At 73.6% G+C, this 15,905-nt stretch carries 18 protein-coding genes; 8 read left to right on the top strand and 10 right to left on the bottom strand.

Annotated features, from left to right (window positions below):
* On the bottom strand, positions 1 to 762 hold a 762-nt coding region (locus tag VMI11_07435), incomplete at its 3' end, for a biosynthetic peptidoglycan transglycosylase (protein HTY72246.1).
* A 174-nt stretch (positions 763 to 936) separates the two neighbouring features.
* Between VMI11_07435 and VMI11_07430 the strand changes: the two genes are divergently transcribed.
* A complete protein-coding gene (locus VMI11_07430; GenBank protein ID HTY72245.1) occupies positions 937 to 1,266 on the top strand; it encodes a WhiB family transcriptional regulator in 330 nt (109 codons plus the stop codon).
* A gap of 33 nt (positions 1,267 to 1,299) precedes the next feature.
* Here VMI11_07430 and VMI11_07425 read toward each other — a convergent pair whose 3' ends face one another.
* Together VMI11_07425 and VMI11_07420 are read right to left on the bottom strand one after the other, a co-directional pair.
* Entirely contained in the window at positions 1,300 to 2,502 is a 1,203-nt protein-coding gene (locus VMI11_07425) for an ArsA-related P-loop ATPase (protein HTY72244.1), read from the bottom strand.
* Between the two features lie 13 nt (positions 2,503 to 2,515).
* Positions 2,516 to 3,517, bottom strand: a complete 1,002-nt coding sequence (locus tag VMI11_07420; protein HTY72243.1) for an ArsA-related P-loop ATPase — start codon at positions 3,515 to 3,517, stop codon at positions 2,516 to 2,518.
* A 52-nt stretch (positions 3,518 to 3,569) separates the two neighbouring features.
* Here VMI11_07420 and VMI11_07415 point away from each other — a divergent pair, with 52 nt between their 5' ends.
* Together VMI11_07415 and VMI11_07410 are read left to right on the top strand one after the other, a co-directional pair.
* Positions 3,570 to 3,752, top strand: coding sequence for a hypothetical protein (locus VMI11_07415; GenBank protein HTY72242.1), 183 nt, complete (start codon positions 3,570 to 3,572; stop codon positions 3,750 to 3,752).
* A complete protein-coding gene (locus tag VMI11_07410; GenBank protein ID HTY72241.1) occupies positions 3,749 to 4,207 on the top strand; it encodes a RidA family protein in 459 nt (152 codons plus the stop codon). The genes VMI11_07415 and VMI11_07410 overlap by 4 nt, the downstream gene beginning before the upstream one ends.
* 25 nt (positions 4,208 to 4,232) lie before the next feature.
* On the opposite strand, the gene VMI11_07405 is transcribed toward VMI11_07410, so the two are convergent.
* The gene (locus VMI11_07405) at positions 4,233 to 4,928 is read right to left on the bottom strand and encodes a MerR family transcriptional regulator (GenBank protein HTY72240.1); all 696 of its coding nucleotides are present in this window, start codon (positions 4,926 to 4,928) and stop codon (positions 4,233 to 4,235) included.
* A gap of 144 nt (positions 4,929 to 5,072) precedes the next feature.
* Between VMI11_07405 and VMI11_07400 the strand changes: the two genes are divergently transcribed.
* The gene (locus VMI11_07400; protein HTY72239.1) at positions 5,073 to 5,873 is read left to right on the top strand and encodes an MBL fold metallo-hydrolase; all 801 of its coding nucleotides are present in this window, start codon (positions 5,073 to 5,075) and stop codon (positions 5,871 to 5,873) included.
* A gap of 31 nt (positions 5,874 to 5,904) precedes the next feature.
* On the opposite strand, the gene VMI11_07395 is transcribed toward VMI11_07400, so the two are convergent.
* The gene (locus VMI11_07395; protein HTY72238.1) at positions 5,905 to 6,585 is read right to left on the bottom strand and encodes a Crp/Fnr family transcriptional regulator; all 681 of its coding nucleotides are present in this window, start codon (positions 6,583 to 6,585) and stop codon (positions 5,905 to 5,907) included.
* An 87-nt stretch (positions 6,586 to 6,672) separates the two neighbouring features.
* On the bottom strand, positions 6,673 to 7,239 hold the full coding sequence (locus VMI11_07390) for a hypothetical protein (protein ID HTY72237.1): 567 nt from the start codon (positions 7,237 to 7,239) through the stop codon (positions 6,673 to 6,675).
* 179 nt (positions 7,240 to 7,418) lie between these two features.
* Here VMI11_07390 and nth point away from each other — a divergent pair, with 179 nt between their 5' ends.
* The 3 genes from nth to VMI11_07375 are packed head-to-tail and all read left to right on the top strand — an operon-like array spanning position 7,419 to position 10,008.
* Positions 7,419 to 8,141 (top strand): endonuclease III, encoded by a 723-nt coding sequence (gene nth / locus VMI11_07385; protein ID HTY72236.1) that lies wholly within the window; start codon positions 7,419 to 7,421, stop codon positions 8,139 to 8,141.
* On the top strand, positions 8,138 to 8,830 hold the full coding sequence (locus VMI11_07380) for a CoA pyrophosphatase (GenBank protein ID HTY72235.1): 693 nt from the start codon (positions 8,138 to 8,140) through the stop codon (positions 8,828 to 8,830). The genes nth and VMI11_07380 overlap by 4 nt, the downstream gene beginning before the upstream one ends.
* Entirely contained in the window at positions 8,827 to 10,008 is a 1,182-nt protein-coding gene (locus tag VMI11_07375; GenBank protein HTY72234.1) for a MarP family serine protease, read from the top strand. The genes VMI11_07380 and VMI11_07375 overlap by 4 nt, the downstream gene beginning before the upstream one ends.
* A 3-nt stretch (positions 10,009 to 10,011) precedes the next feature.
* On the opposite strand, the gene VMI11_07370 is transcribed toward VMI11_07375, so the two are convergent.
* Genes VMI11_07370 through acs form a run of 3 tightly spaced genes read right to left on the bottom strand, consistent with a single transcriptional unit; the run spans position 10,012 to position 13,689 of the window.
* Positions 10,012 to 10,440, bottom strand: a complete 429-nt coding sequence (locus tag VMI11_07370) for a phage holin family protein (protein HTY72233.1) — start codon at positions 10,438 to 10,440, stop codon at positions 10,012 to 10,014.
* A 48-nt stretch (positions 10,441 to 10,488) separates the two neighbouring features.
* The gene (gene nhaA, locus VMI11_07365) at positions 10,489 to 11,718 is read right to left on the bottom strand and encodes a Na+/H+ antiporter NhaA (protein ID HTY72232.1); all 1,230 of its coding nucleotides are present in this window, start codon (positions 11,716 to 11,718) and stop codon (positions 10,489 to 10,491) included.
* A gap of 12 nt (positions 11,719 to 11,730) precedes the next feature.
* Entirely contained in the window at positions 11,731 to 13,689 is a 1,959-nt protein-coding gene (gene acs, locus VMI11_07360) for an acetate--CoA ligase (protein ID HTY72231.1), read from the bottom strand.
* A gap of 110 nt (positions 13,690 to 13,799) precedes the next feature.
* On the opposite strand from acs, the gene VMI11_07355 reads away from it, so the two are divergent.
* Complete coding sequence (locus VMI11_07355) at positions 13,800 to 14,555, top strand: oxidoreductase (protein HTY72230.1); 756 nt, start codon at positions 13,800 to 13,802, stop codon at positions 14,553 to 14,555.
* Positions 14,556 to 14,858: 303 nt separating this feature from the next.
* On the opposite strand, the gene VMI11_07350 is transcribed toward VMI11_07355, so the two are convergent.
* Positions 14,859 to 15,659, bottom strand: a complete 801-nt coding sequence (locus VMI11_07350) for an HAD-IB family hydrolase (protein HTY72229.1) — start codon at positions 15,657 to 15,659, stop codon at positions 14,859 to 14,861.
* Between the last annotated feature and the right edge of the window lie 246 nt (positions 15,660 to 15,905).

Genomic DNA, 15,905 nt, shown 5'->3' with positions numbered 1-15,905 from the left:
GGACGGGAAGATCAGGGGGTTGAGCCGTCCGGGCTGCTGCACGAGGCCGGCGAGCGTGGCTGCCTGCGCCCAGGTCAGCTGCGAGGCGTGCACCCCGAAGTAGGCCTCGGAGGCGGCCTCCGCGCCGTACGCCTGGTTGCCGAAGAAGACGATGTTGAGGTAGGCCGCGAGGATCTGCTGCTTGGTCCAGCGCTTCTCCAGGCCGATCGCGAGCTTCGCCTCGCGCAGCTTGCGGCCGTAGTTGTCGGCGACCGCCGCCTGCCGCTGGGCGTCGGTCGTCGCCGTCATGAGCAGCACCTGCTTGACGTACTGCTGGGTGATCGTCGAGCCGCCCTGCTTGGTCTCCCCAGCCTGCTGGTTGGTGACGTAGGCCCGCAGCAGCCCCTTGATGTCGATGCCCTTGTGCTCGTAGAAGCGGGCGTCCTCGATGGCGACCAGCGCCTGCTGCAGCCTCGTGCTGATCTTCGACAGCGGGACGACGATGCGGTCCTGGGTGTAGAAGGTCGCCAGCGTGGAGCCGTCGGCGGCCAGGATGCGCGACTGCTGCGGCAGCACCGGCTGGCGCAGGGCCTCCGGCAGGTTGTCGAAGCTGTCCGCCGCGGAGCGGGCGGCGAGACCCGCGCCCCCCACCAGGGGGAGGAGCAGCCCCGCCACGAGCACGCCCGCGGTGACCGCCACGACGACGAAGAGCAGCAGGCGGATGACACCGGCACCCAGACGCAGGCCACGGCGCACGCCGGCACGCGGGGAAGGACGCACCACCGCTCAAGCCTAAGCGACCAACAGGGCCACGCCACGCAGGCGGCCGCCCACTTCGTGTGACGGAAGTGACCGAAAGCGACTCATGAGGCGTTGTCCATAGTCCAGGTGGGCGGCTCCGAGATCCACCATTCGGGCCTGTCGTGGGTGCGGCGCACTTCTTTACCTTCGGCGATCATGGACGGCCACAGCTACCGGGGCGAGGACTGGAGCGCGCGCGCGGCGTGCCGCAGCAGCGACCTCGACGCCCTGTTCGTCCAGGGGGCCGCCCAGAACCGGGCCAAGGCGATCTGCGTGGGATGCCCGGTCCGGACCGAGTGCCTCGCCGACGCGCTCGACAACCGGGTCGAGTTCGGGGTCTGGGGCGGGATGACCGAGCGCGAGCGCCGGGCGCTGCTACGGCGCCGCCCGGACGTGACGAGCTGGCGGACCCTGCTGGAGGCGGCCCGGGCCGACTACCTGGGCCTGCACGACATGCCCTCGGGCATCACCGCGATGGGCGCCTGAGCCCGCTCGGCAGCGCCGTCGCGGCCGCGACCCTCACCGAGCCGCGTTCGCCGCGACCGCGGCCGCGACCGCCCGAAGGCCGGCCAGGTCGTGCACGTCGGAGGCCTGGGCCGGTGCGTAGGCGAGCGCGACGTCGGGGTGGGCCGCCACGAACCGGTCGACGACGTGGCGCTCGCGGATCGCCTGGCGCTCACGTTCGGCGTGCTGTCGCAGCAGCGCCGAGGTCAGGGGATGCCCGCCCAACCGGTCCAGGCGCTCGGCTGCCGCGATGGACTCCTCGGCGCTCAGCCCCGCCAGACGCCCGACGTGGTGCAGCCGGTTGACGAGGAGCCCGGCCAGCGGCATGTGCTCGGCGGCGAGCCGCTCCACGAAGTACGACGCCTCGCGAAGCGCGTCCGGCTCGGGGGAGGCGACGACGAGGAAGGAGGTCCCGGGCGCCTGCAGGAGCGCGTAGGTCTGGTCGGCGCGTTCACGGAACCCGCCGAACATGGTGTCGAGGGCGGCCACGAAGGTCTGGACGTCCTTGAGCACCTGGGCGCCGAGCACCTTGGTCAAGGCGTTGGTCACCCGCTCGATCCCGGCGCCGACGAAGCGCAGGTACGCTCGCCCGCCGGCTTTTGCCGGAGCCATGAGGATGCGGATGAGCCGCCCGTCGAGGAAGGACCCCAGCCGCTTGGGCGCGTCGAGGAAGTCCAGCGCCGACCGTGACGGCGGGGTGTCGACGACGATGAGGTCCCAGGTGCCCTCCGCGTCGGCCCGCGCGCGCAGCTGGCCCAGCTTCTCCATCGCCATGTACTCCTGGGTGCCGGCGAAGGAGGAGGACAGGGACTGGTAGAAGGGGTTCGCGAAGATCTGCTGGGCCTTGACCTCATCGGCGTGCGCCGTCACGACCTCGTCGAAGGTCCGCTTCATGTCGAGCATCATCGCGTCGAGGCGTCCTCCCGCCGACGTGTCGACGCCGCGCACCGCTCGGGGCTCGTTCTCCAGGCTGGTCAGACCCAGGGACTGCGCCAGCCGACGGGCGGGGTCGATGGTCAGGACCACCGTCCGGCGCCCGCGCTCCGCGGCGCGTACGCCGAGCGCGGCGGCGGCCGTCGTCTTGCCGACCCCCCCGGATCCGCAGCACACGACGATCCGCACGGTCGGGTCATCGAGGATGGCGTCGACGTCGAGGGTCTGCGGGACCGGTGCCGGCAGCGGTGTGGGCACGGCCCGAGACCGGCGCGCCGGGCTCATCGCCTCCACCTCCTCACGCCGCCCCCTGGGCGGCGAGCTCGGCGGCGAGGTCCTGCAGCCCGCCGAGGTCCATGCCGTCGGCGAGCAGCGGCAGCGCGTACATCGGCCGTCCGAGCGCCGAGACCCGCCGGCGCTCCCGCCGCTCGAGCGCGGCGCGCTCGGCCGCCTCGCGGGCCTCCTCCAGGAGCACCGCGACCGTCTCGGGCGTGGCCTCGACCCCGGCGGCGCCGAGCCCGGCCAGGACCTCCGCCCGCGGCAGGGCGTCCTTGGCCGCGGCCGCGAGGTCGGTGGGTCGGAGCGGGGCCGAGCGCAGCATGTTGAGGACGATGCCGCCGACCGGCAGGCCGATCTCGGCCAGCTCCGCCACCGCGTCCACCGTCTCCTGCACGGGCATCTCCTCGAGCAGCGTCACGACGTGGATGGCCGTGCGGCGGGAGCGCAGCAGCCCCATGATCGAGTCGGCCTGGCTGCGGATGGGCCCTACCTTCGCGAGGCCGGCGACCTCGCTGTTGACGTTGAGGAAGCGCGCGATGCGTCCGGTCGGCGGAGCGTCCAGGACGACGGCGTCGTACTCCCGCCGTCCGGCGCGGCGCTTGCCCACCGCCTCGTAGACCTTGCCCGTCAGCAGCACGTCGCGCAGCCCGGGGGCGATCGTCGTCGCGAAGTCGACCACGCCGAAGCGGTCGAGCAGCCGGCCGGCGCTGCGCATCCGATAGAACAGCTCGAGGTACTCCAGCAGCGCGTCCTCGGGGTCGACGGCGAGGCCGAAGACCTCGCCGCCCTCGGGTGCCGGCGCCAGCCGCTCCTCGGCGTAGCCGAGCGGTGGCGTGTCGAACAGCTGGGCAAGGCCCTGCCGGCCCTCCACCTCGACGATGAGGACCCGCCCGCCGCCGGAGGCCAGGGCAAGGGCGAGCGCCCCGGCGGCCGTCGTCTTCCCCGTGCCGCCCTTGCCGGTGACCACGTGCAGGCGCACGTCGGGCCAGTCTTTGGACGGGGCGTCCTTCGGCCTGGCCATGACGCCAGACCCTACGGGGCGGGCCCGCGCGTCACGCCCTAGCCTTCACCCCATGACGACCACCCAGGGCGGCACGCCACGACAGACGTGGGAGTACGCGACGGTTCCGCTGCTCGTCCACGCCACCAAGCAGATCCTCGACACCTGGGGCTCCGACGGCTGGGAGCTGGTCCAGGTGGTCCCCGGTCCGAGCTCCGAGCAGCTGGTCGCGTACCTGAAGCGGGCGACGTCGTGACCCCCGAGGAGCGCCTCGCCGATCTCGGCCGCCCGCTGCCCGAGGTCGCCCGTCCGGTGGCGGCGTACGTCCCCGCGGTGCGTACCGGCAGCTACGTCTACACCTCGGGCCAGCTGCCGATGGTGTCCGGTGCGCTCGCCGTGACCGGCAAGGTCGGCTCCGAGGTCAGCCCCGAGCAGGCCAAGGAGCTCGCCGCGACCTGTGCGCTCAACGCCCTGGCGGCGGTGCGCGCCGAGGTGGGCGAGCTCGGCGCGGTGGTACGGGTCGTCAAGCTCGTCGGGTACGTCGCCTCGGCGCCCGACTTCACCGGCCAGCCCGGCGTGGTCAACGGGGCGAGCGAGCTGCTGCAGGCGGCGTTCGGGGACTCCGGGGTCCACGCCCGCTCGGCGGTCGGGGTCGCGGTGCTCCCGCTCGACGCACCGGTCGAGATCGACCTGGTCGTCGAGGTCCGCTGACCTCCGTGTCCTCGGACGAAGGGCACTAGTCCTCGCTGCCGCGCCCGGCCGGACGTGTCACGCCACGGGTGGCCCTCTGTCGCGGCGCTCGGTCCAGCTCCTCGCGCAGGGCCGGCGTCAGGGCCTCGGTCGTGAGCCGTGCCGCCAGCCCGGCCAGCTCGCCGGGCGCCGGCGATCCGGGCAGCCCCGACAGGTGGCCGGCGAGGGCCCGGCCCAACGAGCGGGCGCGCCGCTCGACCAGCTCGACGAGATCGGCCAGCTCGTCCGGGCCGAGGCCCAGCTCGAGCAGCCGCCACCGGACGCCGAAGTCGGGGCGGACCCACAGCTGGCCCTCCTCGTCCAGGCGCAGCACCCCGGTCTGGACCAGTCGCTCCACGGACTGCGCGGAGTCGCGCACCGCGATCCGCAGTGCCTGCTCGGTCATCGGGATCCACTCGGGGTCGCCGTCGACGTCGGCGGGCGCCAACCCCTCGCGCAGCCGCGCGACCTCCGCGGTGAACTCCTCGCCGCGCTCGATGAGCGTGCGCACCGACTCCAGGGTGAAGCCCTCGTCCTGGAGGCGTCGGACCAGTTCGATGCGCTCGACGTGGGACTCGTCGTAGAGGTTGCTGCGACCCTGCCAGACCGGGGCGGGCAGCAGGTGCCGGGACTGGAACGCGCGGATGTTGCGCACCGTCATCCCCGTCCGCGCCGCCAGCTCGTCGATCGTGAACCGGTTCATCGCGCCCCCCAGCGGCAGCGTCCCGAAGCCAGGCTAGTGAAGGTTGCGTTCGCGTGGGTGACGCGAGTGTTTCGTAGCATCGGGCTCGTGAGCGGGCGGTACGTCCTCCCGGGCGGTGCGGACCGGCCGTGGGCGGGTGGCGCGGTGACGCCGTACGCGACGTGCGTGCTGGCCCCGAACCCCTCGCCGATGACCCTGGACGGGACGAACACGTGGGTCCTCGGCGACGCCGGCGCGCCGGAGTGCATCGTCGTCGACCCGGGGCCCGACCTGCCGGCCCACCGGGACGCCGTCCTCTCCGCGGTCGACGCCCGCCGGGTGGCCGCGGTGCTGCTCACCCACGGCCACCCCGACCACGCGGAGGGGGCGGTCGCCTTCGCCGCGGCGGCCGCCTCCCGCGGTCCCGTCCCCGGGGTCCGCGCGCTCGACCCGGCGCACCGCCTGGGCGCCGAGGGGCTCGCCGACGGCGACGTGCTGGCCGCCGCCGGTGTCGTCGTCCGTGTCGTGGCCACGCCGGGGCACACGGCGGACTCGCTGTGCTTCCTGCTCGACGCCGCGGGGGGACGCGGCCCTGACCTGCTCACCGGCGACACGGTGCTCGGACGCGGTTCGTCCGTCGTCGCCTACCCGGACGGGCGCCTGGGCCCGTACTTGGAGTCCCTCGACCGGCTGCTGGTCGTGTGCACCGCCTCCGACGCGGCCCGGCTGCTCCCGGGCCACGGGCCGGTGCTCGACGATCCTGTCGGGGTGCTGCGCGCCTACCGGGCCCACCGGGAGGAGCGGCTGGCCCAGGTCGCCGGCGCCGTGCGAGCGGGAGCGCGTACGCCTGCCGAGGTCGTCGAGGTCGTCTACGCCGACGTCGACCGCGCGCTGTGGCCGGCGGCCACCGCCACTGTCCGCGCGGCGCTCGCCTATCTGGCCCAGCTGGGCGGCGCGCAGACGTGAGGGCGCTGAGCTGAAGCTGCGCAGCCCTGGATCAGTGCGCCCGCCGGTCCAGGCGCTCCAGGTCGACGAGCAGGACCGAGCGCTGCTCGACCCGGATCCACCCCCGGTTCTGGAAGTCCGCGAGGGCCTTGTTCACCGTCTCCCGCGACGCGCCGACGAGCTGGGCGAGCTCCTCCTGGGTGAGGTCGTGGGTGACGAGGATCCCGCCGTCGGGCTGAGGGGTGCCGAACTTGCCGGCGAGGTCGAGCAGTGCCTTGGCGACCCGTCCCGGCACGTCGCGGAAGACCAGGTCGGCCATCGCCTCGTTGGTCCGGCGCAGGCGCTGGGCCAGCGCCTGGAGCAGGGCCGCCGCCACCTCGGGGCGCTCGCGCAGCCAGGGCATCAGGTCGTCGTGCCCGAGACCGATCAGGGTGGCCCTGGTGAGCGCGGTCGCGGTGGAGGTGCGCTGGCCGGGATCGAACAGGCTCAGCTCGCCGAACATCTCCCCCGGCCCGAGGACACCGAGCAGCGTCTCCCGGCCATCGCTGGAGGAGGCGCCGAGCTTGATCTTGCCGTCGACGATGAGGAAGAGGCGGTCACCGGGCTCGCCCTCGGAGAAGAGCACGTTGCCCTTGTCGACGTCGACCTGGGTCATCGAGGCGCGAAGCGACTCGGCCGCCTCCTCGTCGAGGGCCGCGAACAGCGCGGTGCGGGACAGCGAGCGTTCGGGCATGCGGGACCGCCTCGAGGAAGCCGCCGTCCCGGGTTCTCGGTCAGGCGGTGCGGGTGCTGTCCCGCATCCTGCCGCAGCGAGCGCCGCTCAGCGGAAGGGAAGCGCAGACAGGCACAGCTGAGGGTCCTCGTGGTAGCGGGCCACGAGCTCCGCGGTCGCCGCGCCCAGCTGCCGGTGCAGCGCGCCCCGGTAGGCCGACAGCTGCAGCTCAGCGACGGCGAGGTCGGTGCGCAGCGCGCGTACCTGGTCCTCGTCGTCGGCGTGGACCTCGCGCGACCAGAGCTCCTCGAGGTCGGGGAGCGGCAGCACGTCGTCGACCGAGGTGGACAGCAGGGCGGTCCGCCCGTCCACCGGCCGGACCTCCGCCAGGACGCCGCGCAGTCGCTCGACGCGGTCGCTGTCCCGCGCGATCCCGCGGGCGGCCACCGAGCCGGGCACGTCCGAGGCCTGTGCCTCCAGCACGTCCAGGCGGGCCTGGATCAGCCGGCGCCAGTACGAGACGCGCGACTCCTCGCGCGAGAGCGAGAGGCGGTAGGCGCGCAGCGCGGTGAGCGTCAGGTGAGCGAACTCCGGGTTGCGCTGCGGCTTGGGGCGAGCGCCCGCCCGGGTCCGGGCCGGCGATTCCACCGCCCGAGCCGTCGTCGCCTCGACCACCGCCGACGCTCCTTCCCCGTGACTGTCCGTGTGCGCCGGAACTCCTGCCGACGAGGCGAGGTTCGACCCCGCCGGGCAGCTGCTTGAGACGCGCTCACGGGGAGTCACCCGGACGGTGGCACCCTGTTGGCGCATCGCGCCTCCGGTGGCGTTCGACGCCCCCACGTACGCTGGCGCACGTGGTGGCGGCGGCGCGTTCGCGCAGCGCTCCGGAACAGACCCGGACGGCGCTGGTGCGCCGTGCGCGCCGAACGCACCGGGCGCTCGCCGAGGCCTATCCGGACGCCCGCTGCGAGCTGGACTTCACCACGCCGCTGGAGCTGCTGGTCGCGACGATCCTGTCGGCTCAGTGCACCGACAAGCGGGTCAACCAGGTGACCCCGGCACTGTTCGCGCGCTACCCGAGTGCCGCCGAGTACGCCGCCGCGGACCGGGCGGAGCTCGAGTCGATGATCATGAGCACCGGTTTCTTCCGCGCCAAGGCGAGCAGCCTCATGGGCCTCGGCCAGGAACTGTGCGACCGCTTCGGGGGTGAGGTCCCGGGCCGGTTGGCCGACCTCGTCACCCTGCCCGGGGTCGGGCGCAAGACGGCGAACGTCGTGCTCGGCCACGCCTTCGGTATCCCGGGGATCACCGTCGACACTCACGTCGCGCGACTGTCCCGCCGTCTGGGCTGGACGAGCGAGAACGACCCGATCCGCATCGAGGCCGACCTGGCCGCGCTGTTCCCTCGCAAGGACTGGACCCTGCTGAGCGACCGTCTCATCTTCCACGGCCGCCGGCGCTGCCACGCGCGCCGGGCCGCCTGCGGCGCCTGTCCGGTGGCGCACTGGTGCCCCTCCTTCGGGGTCGGGGAGACCGACCCGGTCGCCGCGGCCAAACTGGTCAAGGACGGCTCGTGAGCGCGCTGCCCGAGTGGCTTCGTCCGCTCGCGGACCGGGCGGCTGCGCCCGACGTGGCGGCGCGGGTGCGCTTCCGGGTGCCGCCCATGCCGCAGGGCGAGACTCGCGATGCGGCCGTGCTGGTGCTCTTCGGCGAGCGCCGACCGGGCCACGGTGACGTCCTGCTGATCGAGCGGGCCCACCAGCTGCGCGCCCACGCGGGACAGCCCGCGTTCCCGGGGGGCGCACTCGACCCGGAGGACGACGGGCCGGTCGGTGCAGCGCTGCGCGAGGCGGCCGAGGAGACCGGGGTCCGGGTGGGCGGTGTCGAGGTGTTCGCGGTCCTGCCCGAGCTGCACCTGCCCGTGTCCTCCTATCTGGTCACGCCGGTTCTGGCCTGGTGGCGCGAGCCCTCCGCCGTCGCGCCGGTCGACCCCGCGGAGGTCGCGGCGGTGCACCGGGTTCCCCTCGCAGACCTCGTCGACCCGGCGAACCGGTTGCGGATCCGCTATCCGAGCGGCTGGGTCGGGCCGGCGTTCCGGGTGGCCGGGATGACGGTGTGGGGATTTACCGGCGGCCTGCTCGACCGGATCCTCGCGCTCGGCGGGTGGGAACGTCCCTGGGACCGCGCGATCGTCGAGGACCTGGACCAGCTGGGCCTGTCCGGCTCCGCGACACCCGCCCCGGGGACGGGAAGCGGCACCCCGTGACCGGCTTCGACATCGTCGTCCTCGTCCTGCTACCGCTCTTCGTGTGGGCGGGCTACCAGCAGGGGCTCATGGTCTCCGCGTTCTCCTTCGGGGGCTTCCTGCTCGGCGTGGTGCTCGGGCTGACGCTCGTCCCGCACCTGCTCGGCGGCCTGGAGCCTGGGTTGCTGCGGGCGGGCACCGCGCTCGCGCTGGTGCTGTTCGTCGCCGCCCTCGTGCAGAGCCTGGCGTCCTTCGCCGGGCGCTCGCTGCGCGCGGCCCTGTCCCACGGCCCCAGCCGGCAGGTGGACCGGACTCTCGGCGCGATCGGGGCCGGTGTCCTCGTGTGCCTGTCCGCCTGGCTCCTCGGCGAGGCGGCGGGGGACAGCCCCTCGCTGCCGTTCAGCGAGTCGATGCACGACTCGACCGTGGTCCGTCTCGTGGGCGAGGCGGTTCCAGTCTCGCCGCAGGCTTTCGTGTCCGCCTTCGCCGGGCTGGTCGCCGACTCCGGCTTCCCGTCGGTGTTCGGGGACGCCATCGAGCGCATCGCGCCCGTCGCACCGCCCGATCCCACCACCGCGTCGGAGCCGGGCGTGCGGGCCGCCGAGGCCTCCGTGGTCAAGGTCGTCTCCGACGCGCGCGCCTGCCATGCGAGCCTCGAGGGCTCCGGCTTCGTCGTCTCGGCGGGGCGGGTGATGACCAACGCGCACGTCGTGGCCGGGTCGGACCGCGTCCGTGTGTACGTCGAGGGTGTGGGGCGCGGCCTGGATGCCGACGTGGTCGTGCTCGACCCCCGGACCGACGTCGCGGTCCTCGACGTCCACGGGATGTCGGCCGCACCGCTGAGCTTCGCCGGGACCGCCGGCCGGGGCGACGCCGCCGTTGTCGCGGGCTTCCCCGAGGACGGTCCGCTCGCGACGACCCCCGCCCGCGTGCGCGGGGTGCTCGTGGCCGTGGGTCGCGACATCCACGGCCGTCCGGGGGCTCGCCGCGAGGTCTACAGCCTGCGGGCGAGCGTCCGCGAGGGCAACAGCGGCGGTCCGCTGCTGTCGCCGTCCGGATCGGTGCTCGGCCTGGTGTTCGCGGCCTCCCTGGACGACCCGCAGACCGGATATGCCCTGACCGCGAAGGCGGTCGCGCCCGCGCTCGCCGCCGGGCGCAGCGCGACGACCCCGGTGGCGACCGGGGCCTGCGCGCGCTGAGGGTCAGAGGTCGCGGTCGACCAGGCCCGCCTCGTAGCCCTTCCCGGAGCGGTCGGCGAGCGCCTCCATGGTCTTGTTCGCCTCGAGCATCGTCTGCTCGGGTCCGCGCACCTGCTTGGCCTTACGCAGGCCAAGCAGGCCGAGGACGGCCGCCAGGATGACGAGCAGCAGGCCCACGATCGCGAACCCGCTCCACAGCGGCCAGTTGAGGGCCTCGTCGATGCCGAAGGCGAGGGCGAAGGCGAACAGCAGCACGGCGAAGAGGACGACCTCGAGGGCGCTGACCGCGAGGCCGATCCCGGTGCCGGCGGTCTTGACCGCGCCGGTGACCTCCGCCTTGGCGAGCTGGATCTCGCCGCGGATGAGGGTCTGGACGTCCTTCGTGGCGCTCGCCACGAGCTCCGACAGGCGGGGCTGGCTGGTCGTGGTCATCGGTCGGGCTCCTCGTGACGGGCGGGCATCGGATGCCGCAGCCCCTGATCATGCCGGACCGTCGCCCCGCGCGGCGTAGTGGCGGTGCCGTCGACGGAGGAGGACCGACGCCAAGGTGGCCGCGACCAGGGCGGAGACCAGCACGGCTGCGGTGACGGCCCGGTCGCGCGGGGTGCCGACGCCGTAGGCCTCGCTGCTCACCAGGAGCGGTACGGTGAAGCCGATCCCGGTCAGCGTGGCCAGCGCGAACAGGTCCGCCCAGGCGAGGTCCGGAGCGAGCCGGGCGCGGGTGAAGCGGACGACCAGCCACGCGCCCCCGAAGACCCCGATGGCCTTGCCGAGCACCCTGGCCACGATCACTCCGACCGCGGCCCGGTCGGTCAGCGCCGAGCCCAGCGAGGCCAGCGAGAGCGGGATGCCGACGCTGAGCAGCGCGAACGCGGGCACGGCCAGCCCGGCAGAGAAGGGCCGCAGGGCGTGCTCGAAGCGCTCGACGGGTGAGGGGGCGGGTCCTACCCGGGTGAGCAGCCCCAGGACCACGGCCATGACGGTGGGGTGGACCCCGGAGGCCTGCGTGCAGAGCCAGACCGCGACCGCCACCGCCAGCAGGACGGGCCAGGCGTCGACGTGACGGTGCTGGAGCAGGCCGTAGACCGCCGCGCCCGCCACCGCCCAGAGCAGCCACCACGGCTGCAGCCCCGAGGAGAAGAGCACGGCGATGAGGATGATGGCCAGGAAGTCGTCGACGACAGCGAGGGTGAGCAGGAAGGCTCTCAGGGAGCCCGGGATCGCCTGGCCGGTCACGGCGAGCACCGCGAGGCAGAAGGCGAGGTCGGTGGCGGTGGGCACGGCCCAGCCCCGCTCCGCCCGCGGGTCGCCGGCGGTCACTGCGAGGAAGATCAGCGCCGGGACCGTCATGCCGCAGACCGCGGCCACGATCGGCAGCACCGCCTGGGCGGGCCGGGCGAGGGACCCCACGGTCACCTCGCGCTTGAGCTCGAGACCGGCGACGAAGAAGAACACGCACAGCAGCCCGTCGGCCGCCCACTCCTGGAGCGACATGTGCAGGCCGAGGACCTCGGGACCGACCTCGTGGTCGCGAAACGCCACATAGGAGGCCTGCCAGGGCGAGTTCGCCCAGACCAGGGCGACGACGGTGGCCAGACCGAGGATCAGCCCGCCGACGGTCTCCTGACGAAGCGCCTCGAGCACGAACGGGCGGTCACGTCGGGCGACCTCGGGCGGCTCGGGTGCGGGCAGCTGCGGTTGCTCGGCCAACGGGCCTGCCGGTCATTCCTCGCCCGAGGCGTCGAGCCCCGAGGCGATCAGTCCCATCACCGTGGGGTCGGCGAGGGTGGTGACGTCGCCCAGCTCGCGATGCTCCGCGACGTCCCGCAGCAGCCGGCGCATGATCTTCCCGGAGCGGGTCTTGGGCAGCTCGGCCACCACCATGATCTGGCGCGGCTTGGCGATGGCGCCGATCTCGTGGCTGACGTGCTGACGCAGCTCCTGGACGAAGGCGTCGCCCTCGGCGTGCTCGACGCCGCTGCGGACGATGACGAAGGCGACGATCCCCTGGCCGGTCACCGGGTCGCTCGCCCCGACGACGGCGGCCTCAGCGACGGCCGGGTGCGACACGAGCGCCGACTCCACCTCGGTGGTCGAGATGTTGTGGCCCGAGACGAGCATGACGTCATCGACGCGACCCAGCAGCCAGAAGTCGCCGTCCGCGTCCTTCTTCGCGCCGTCGCCGGCGAAGTAGCGGGCCGGGAAGCGAGACCAGTACGTCTCCACGTAGCGGGCGTCGTCCCCCCAGATCGTGCGCAGCATGCCCGGCCACGGCTCCTCGAGCACGAGGTAGCCGCCGGCCCCGTCGGGAACCGAGCGGCCAGCGTCGTCGACGACGTCGGCCGCGATCCCCGGCAGCGGCCGCATCGCGGCGCCCGGCTTGCCCGAGGTCACTCCGGGCAGCGGGCTGACCATGATGGCGCCGGTCTCGGTCTGCCACCACGTGTCCACGACCGGGGTTCGGTCACCGCCGATGTGGTGGCGGTACCAGATGTAGGCCTCCGGGTTGATCGGTTCGCCGACGCTGCCGAGCAGGCGCAGCGAGGACAGGTCGTGCGCAGCGGGCAGCTCCGGACCCCACTTCATGAAGGTCCGGATCGTCGTCGGGGCGGTGTAGAGCAGCGTGACGCCGTACCGCGCGACGATCTGCCACCACCGGTCTCGGGTCGGGGTGTCGGGGGTGCCCTCGTACATCACCGAGGTGGCGGCGTTGGAGAGCGGGCCGTACACGATGTAGCTGTGCCCGGTGACCCATCCGATATCGGCGGCGCACCACCAGACGTCGCTCCCGGCCTTGAGGTCGAAGACCTCCCAGTGGGTGAACGAGGCCTGCGTGAGATAGCCGCCGGAGGTGTGCAGGATCCCCTTCGGCTTCGCGGTGGTGCCCGAGGTGTACATGACGAACAGCGGGTGCTCGGCGTCCATCGGCTCCGCATCGTGGACGGCTGGCTGGGCATCCACGAGCTCGTGCCACCACACGTCGCGGTCCTTGGTCCAGGAGACGTCCTGGCCGGTACGCCGTACCACGAGCACGTGGTGGACCTCGGGGCAGTCCTCCAGCGCCTCGTCCACCTGCGGCTTGAGGGCGAACGCGGAGCCGCGCCGGTACCCGCCGTCCGCCGTGATCACCGCGGTGGCACCGCAGTCGAGGATGCGGCTGCGCAGCGCCTCGGAGGAGAACCCGCCGAAGACGACCGTGTGCGGCGCCCCGAGCCGGGCGCAGGCGAGCATGGCGACCACCGTCTCGGGCAGCATGGGCATGTAGATCGCGACCCGGTCGCCGGTGCGGACCCCGAGCTCGGTCAGCGCGTTCGCCGCTTGGCAGACCATCCGGTGCAGGTCGGCGTAGGTGATGGTGCGCCGGTCGCCCGGCTCGCCCTCCCAGTGGTAGGCGACGCGGTCCCCGAGCCCGGCGGCGACGTGGCGGTCGACGCAGTTCACCGCGACGTTGAGCTTCCCGCCGACGAACCACTTCGCGAACGGCGGGTTCGTCCAGTCCAGGACCTCCGTCCACGGCTCGTCCCAGTCCAGCCGGCCCGCCTGCTCGGCCCAAAACGCCGGGCGGTCCCGGTCGGCGCGCTCGTACCAGCCGGCGTCGACGTTCGCGGCGGCGGCGAACTCGGGAGTCGGCGGGAACCGGCGCGCCTCGTGCAACAGGTTGGACAGGGTCTCCTCGCTCATGTCGCACCTCTCGTCGGGGCCGTGCCGCTGCTCGGGCTCAGCCAACCATCCGCCGAGCCGGTTCGGTCCGTTTGCCGCCTTTCGCGCAGCCGAGCGGACAGGATCCTGCGGTGAGCGACTCGCCGGATCCCCTGGCTGCCCTCGCCCTGCTGGACGGGGTGTTCGAGACGATAGAGGCCGCCCGGGCGTCGGTGGACTCGCTGCGCCGCGAGTCCCGTGTGCCCGCGAACCGTGCCCGGGCGGCGTCGGTCTCCGCCGAGTCCCTGCGGCGCTCGGCCTGGGCCTCGGTCGCGCTCGAGGACCGCGCGGGCGCACTCGATGCGTTCGTGGCCCCCCTGCCCGACCCGCTCTCACGCAACGTCCTCGGGCTCTACGCCGAGATCGGCGGGCTTGCGGACGCGTTCGCGACCGCGCCCGGGCAGGCGCTCGCGCGCATGCACGTACGCGCGGTCGCCGGGATCGACGATCCCGCCCCGCCGGGGCGGCCGGTGGACGACGCCGCCGCCAGGCGGCTGGAGGCGCTGGTCGGACTCCTGGCCGCGCCGACGCGGTCCCCGGCGCTGGTGGCCGCGGCGGTGGCGCACGCGGAGATCCTGGATGGTCGGATCTTCGGGGCCACCTCCGGCGTCGTCGCCCGACTGGTGTCGCGCTGCGTGCTCGTGGCGCGCGGTGTGGACCCGTCGGCCCTCGCCGTTCCCGAGGAGGGACACCTGCGGATGGGACGCGCGGAGTACGCCGCCGCGCAGGCCGCCTACGCCACGGGGACCGCTGAGGGGGTGCGTCGCTGGTTGGTGCACTGCGCAGAGGCGCTCGCCCGGGGTGCGGACATCGCCCGCACCGAGGTGCTGCGCGCCGAGCGGGCCTGAGGGCGACCGGCGGTGAGGTCCTGGTGACGAGCGGACGGCGCCTCGGAGGAGGCGCCGTCCGCACCCGTCAGCCCGGGTGACCAAGCGTGCAGTCGTCAGTTCGTCGGACCGGGTCGAGCCCGTCGCGACGGCCCGTACATGAGCAGATCGCCGCGTGGGTGCCCGGCTGCCGGGGCGGCCCGTCGGGTGCGGACTCCGACCCCCGGGAGTGGGGCTCGAAGGACCGAACCTGACGGCCCGTGCAGGCCTTGATACGCCGAACCACCCGCGAAGGGAACCCCCGAACGGCGTGTCGGTCGCCGATCAGCGCACGCGGACGATGCGCCGGCGGGCGTACCAGACCAAGCCGGCGGTGGCCGCCCCGACGACGGCCACGGCCGCGGCCTTCTGCGGCGTGGAGGCGTCCGCACCGGGGAAGCGGCGGCGCAACGCGACCGGCCGGGCGAAGGACAGCACCGGCCAGCCGCGCTCGGCCGCCGCCTTGCGCAGCGCGCGGTCGGGGTTGACTGCGTACGGGTGGCCGACCGCCTCGAGCATCGGCAGGTCGGTGAAGGAGTCGCTGTAGGCGTAGGACGCCGCGAGGTCGTACCCCTTCTCCTGCGCCAGCGCCCGCATCGCCTCCGCCTTCATCGGGCCGTAGGCATAGAAGGAGACCTCGCCGGTGTAGCGGCCGTCCTCGATCACCATCTGGGTGGCGATCACCTGGTCGGCCCCGAGCATCTCCCCGATGGGCTCGACGACCTCCGACCCGCTCGAGCTGACGATGACGACGGCGTGCCCGGCCTGCCGGTGCTGCTCGATGAGGTCGCTCGCCTCGGCGAAGACCATCGGGTCGATCATGTCGTGCAGGGTCTCGGCCACGATCCCGCGCACCTGCTCGACCTCCCAGCCGGCGACCATCTCCGAGAGGTAGGCGCGCATCCGCTCGAGCTGGTCGTGGTCGGCGCCGTTCATGACGTAGACGAGCTGCGCGTACGCGCTGCGCAGCACCGCGCGGCGGTTCAACAACCCCGCCCGCCCGAACGGCCGGCTGAAAGCCAGGGTGCTCGACCGAGCGATGATGGTCTTGTCGAGGTCGAAGAACGCGGCGGGCAGGTGGGGCACCCGACGATGCTAGGACGGCACGGTGAACCGAGGTCGTACGGACACTCTGCGTGAAGGTTCACCCGAATGGAGGACCCCTCGGGGGTTTGCCGAGAGTGGCCGTCCGGGTACACGATGGTGACGTCGACGTCCTACGTCGACGCCCACGGTCCGACCCCTCCCCCCCGGGCCCGGATCGTGGTGACGACCCCCGCTCTCCCCCCCGGCGGGGGTCGTCGCACGTCCGGGGCCGGATGCTCGGCCGGA

This window comes from Actinomycetes bacterium, assembly GCA_035506535.1.
Lineage (GTDB): Bacteria > Actinomycetota > Actinomycetes > DATJPE01 > DATJPE01 > DATJPE01.
The sequence above is the reverse complement of the archived record's forward strand: the minus strand, read 5'-3'. Positions and strand labels throughout refer to the sequence as shown.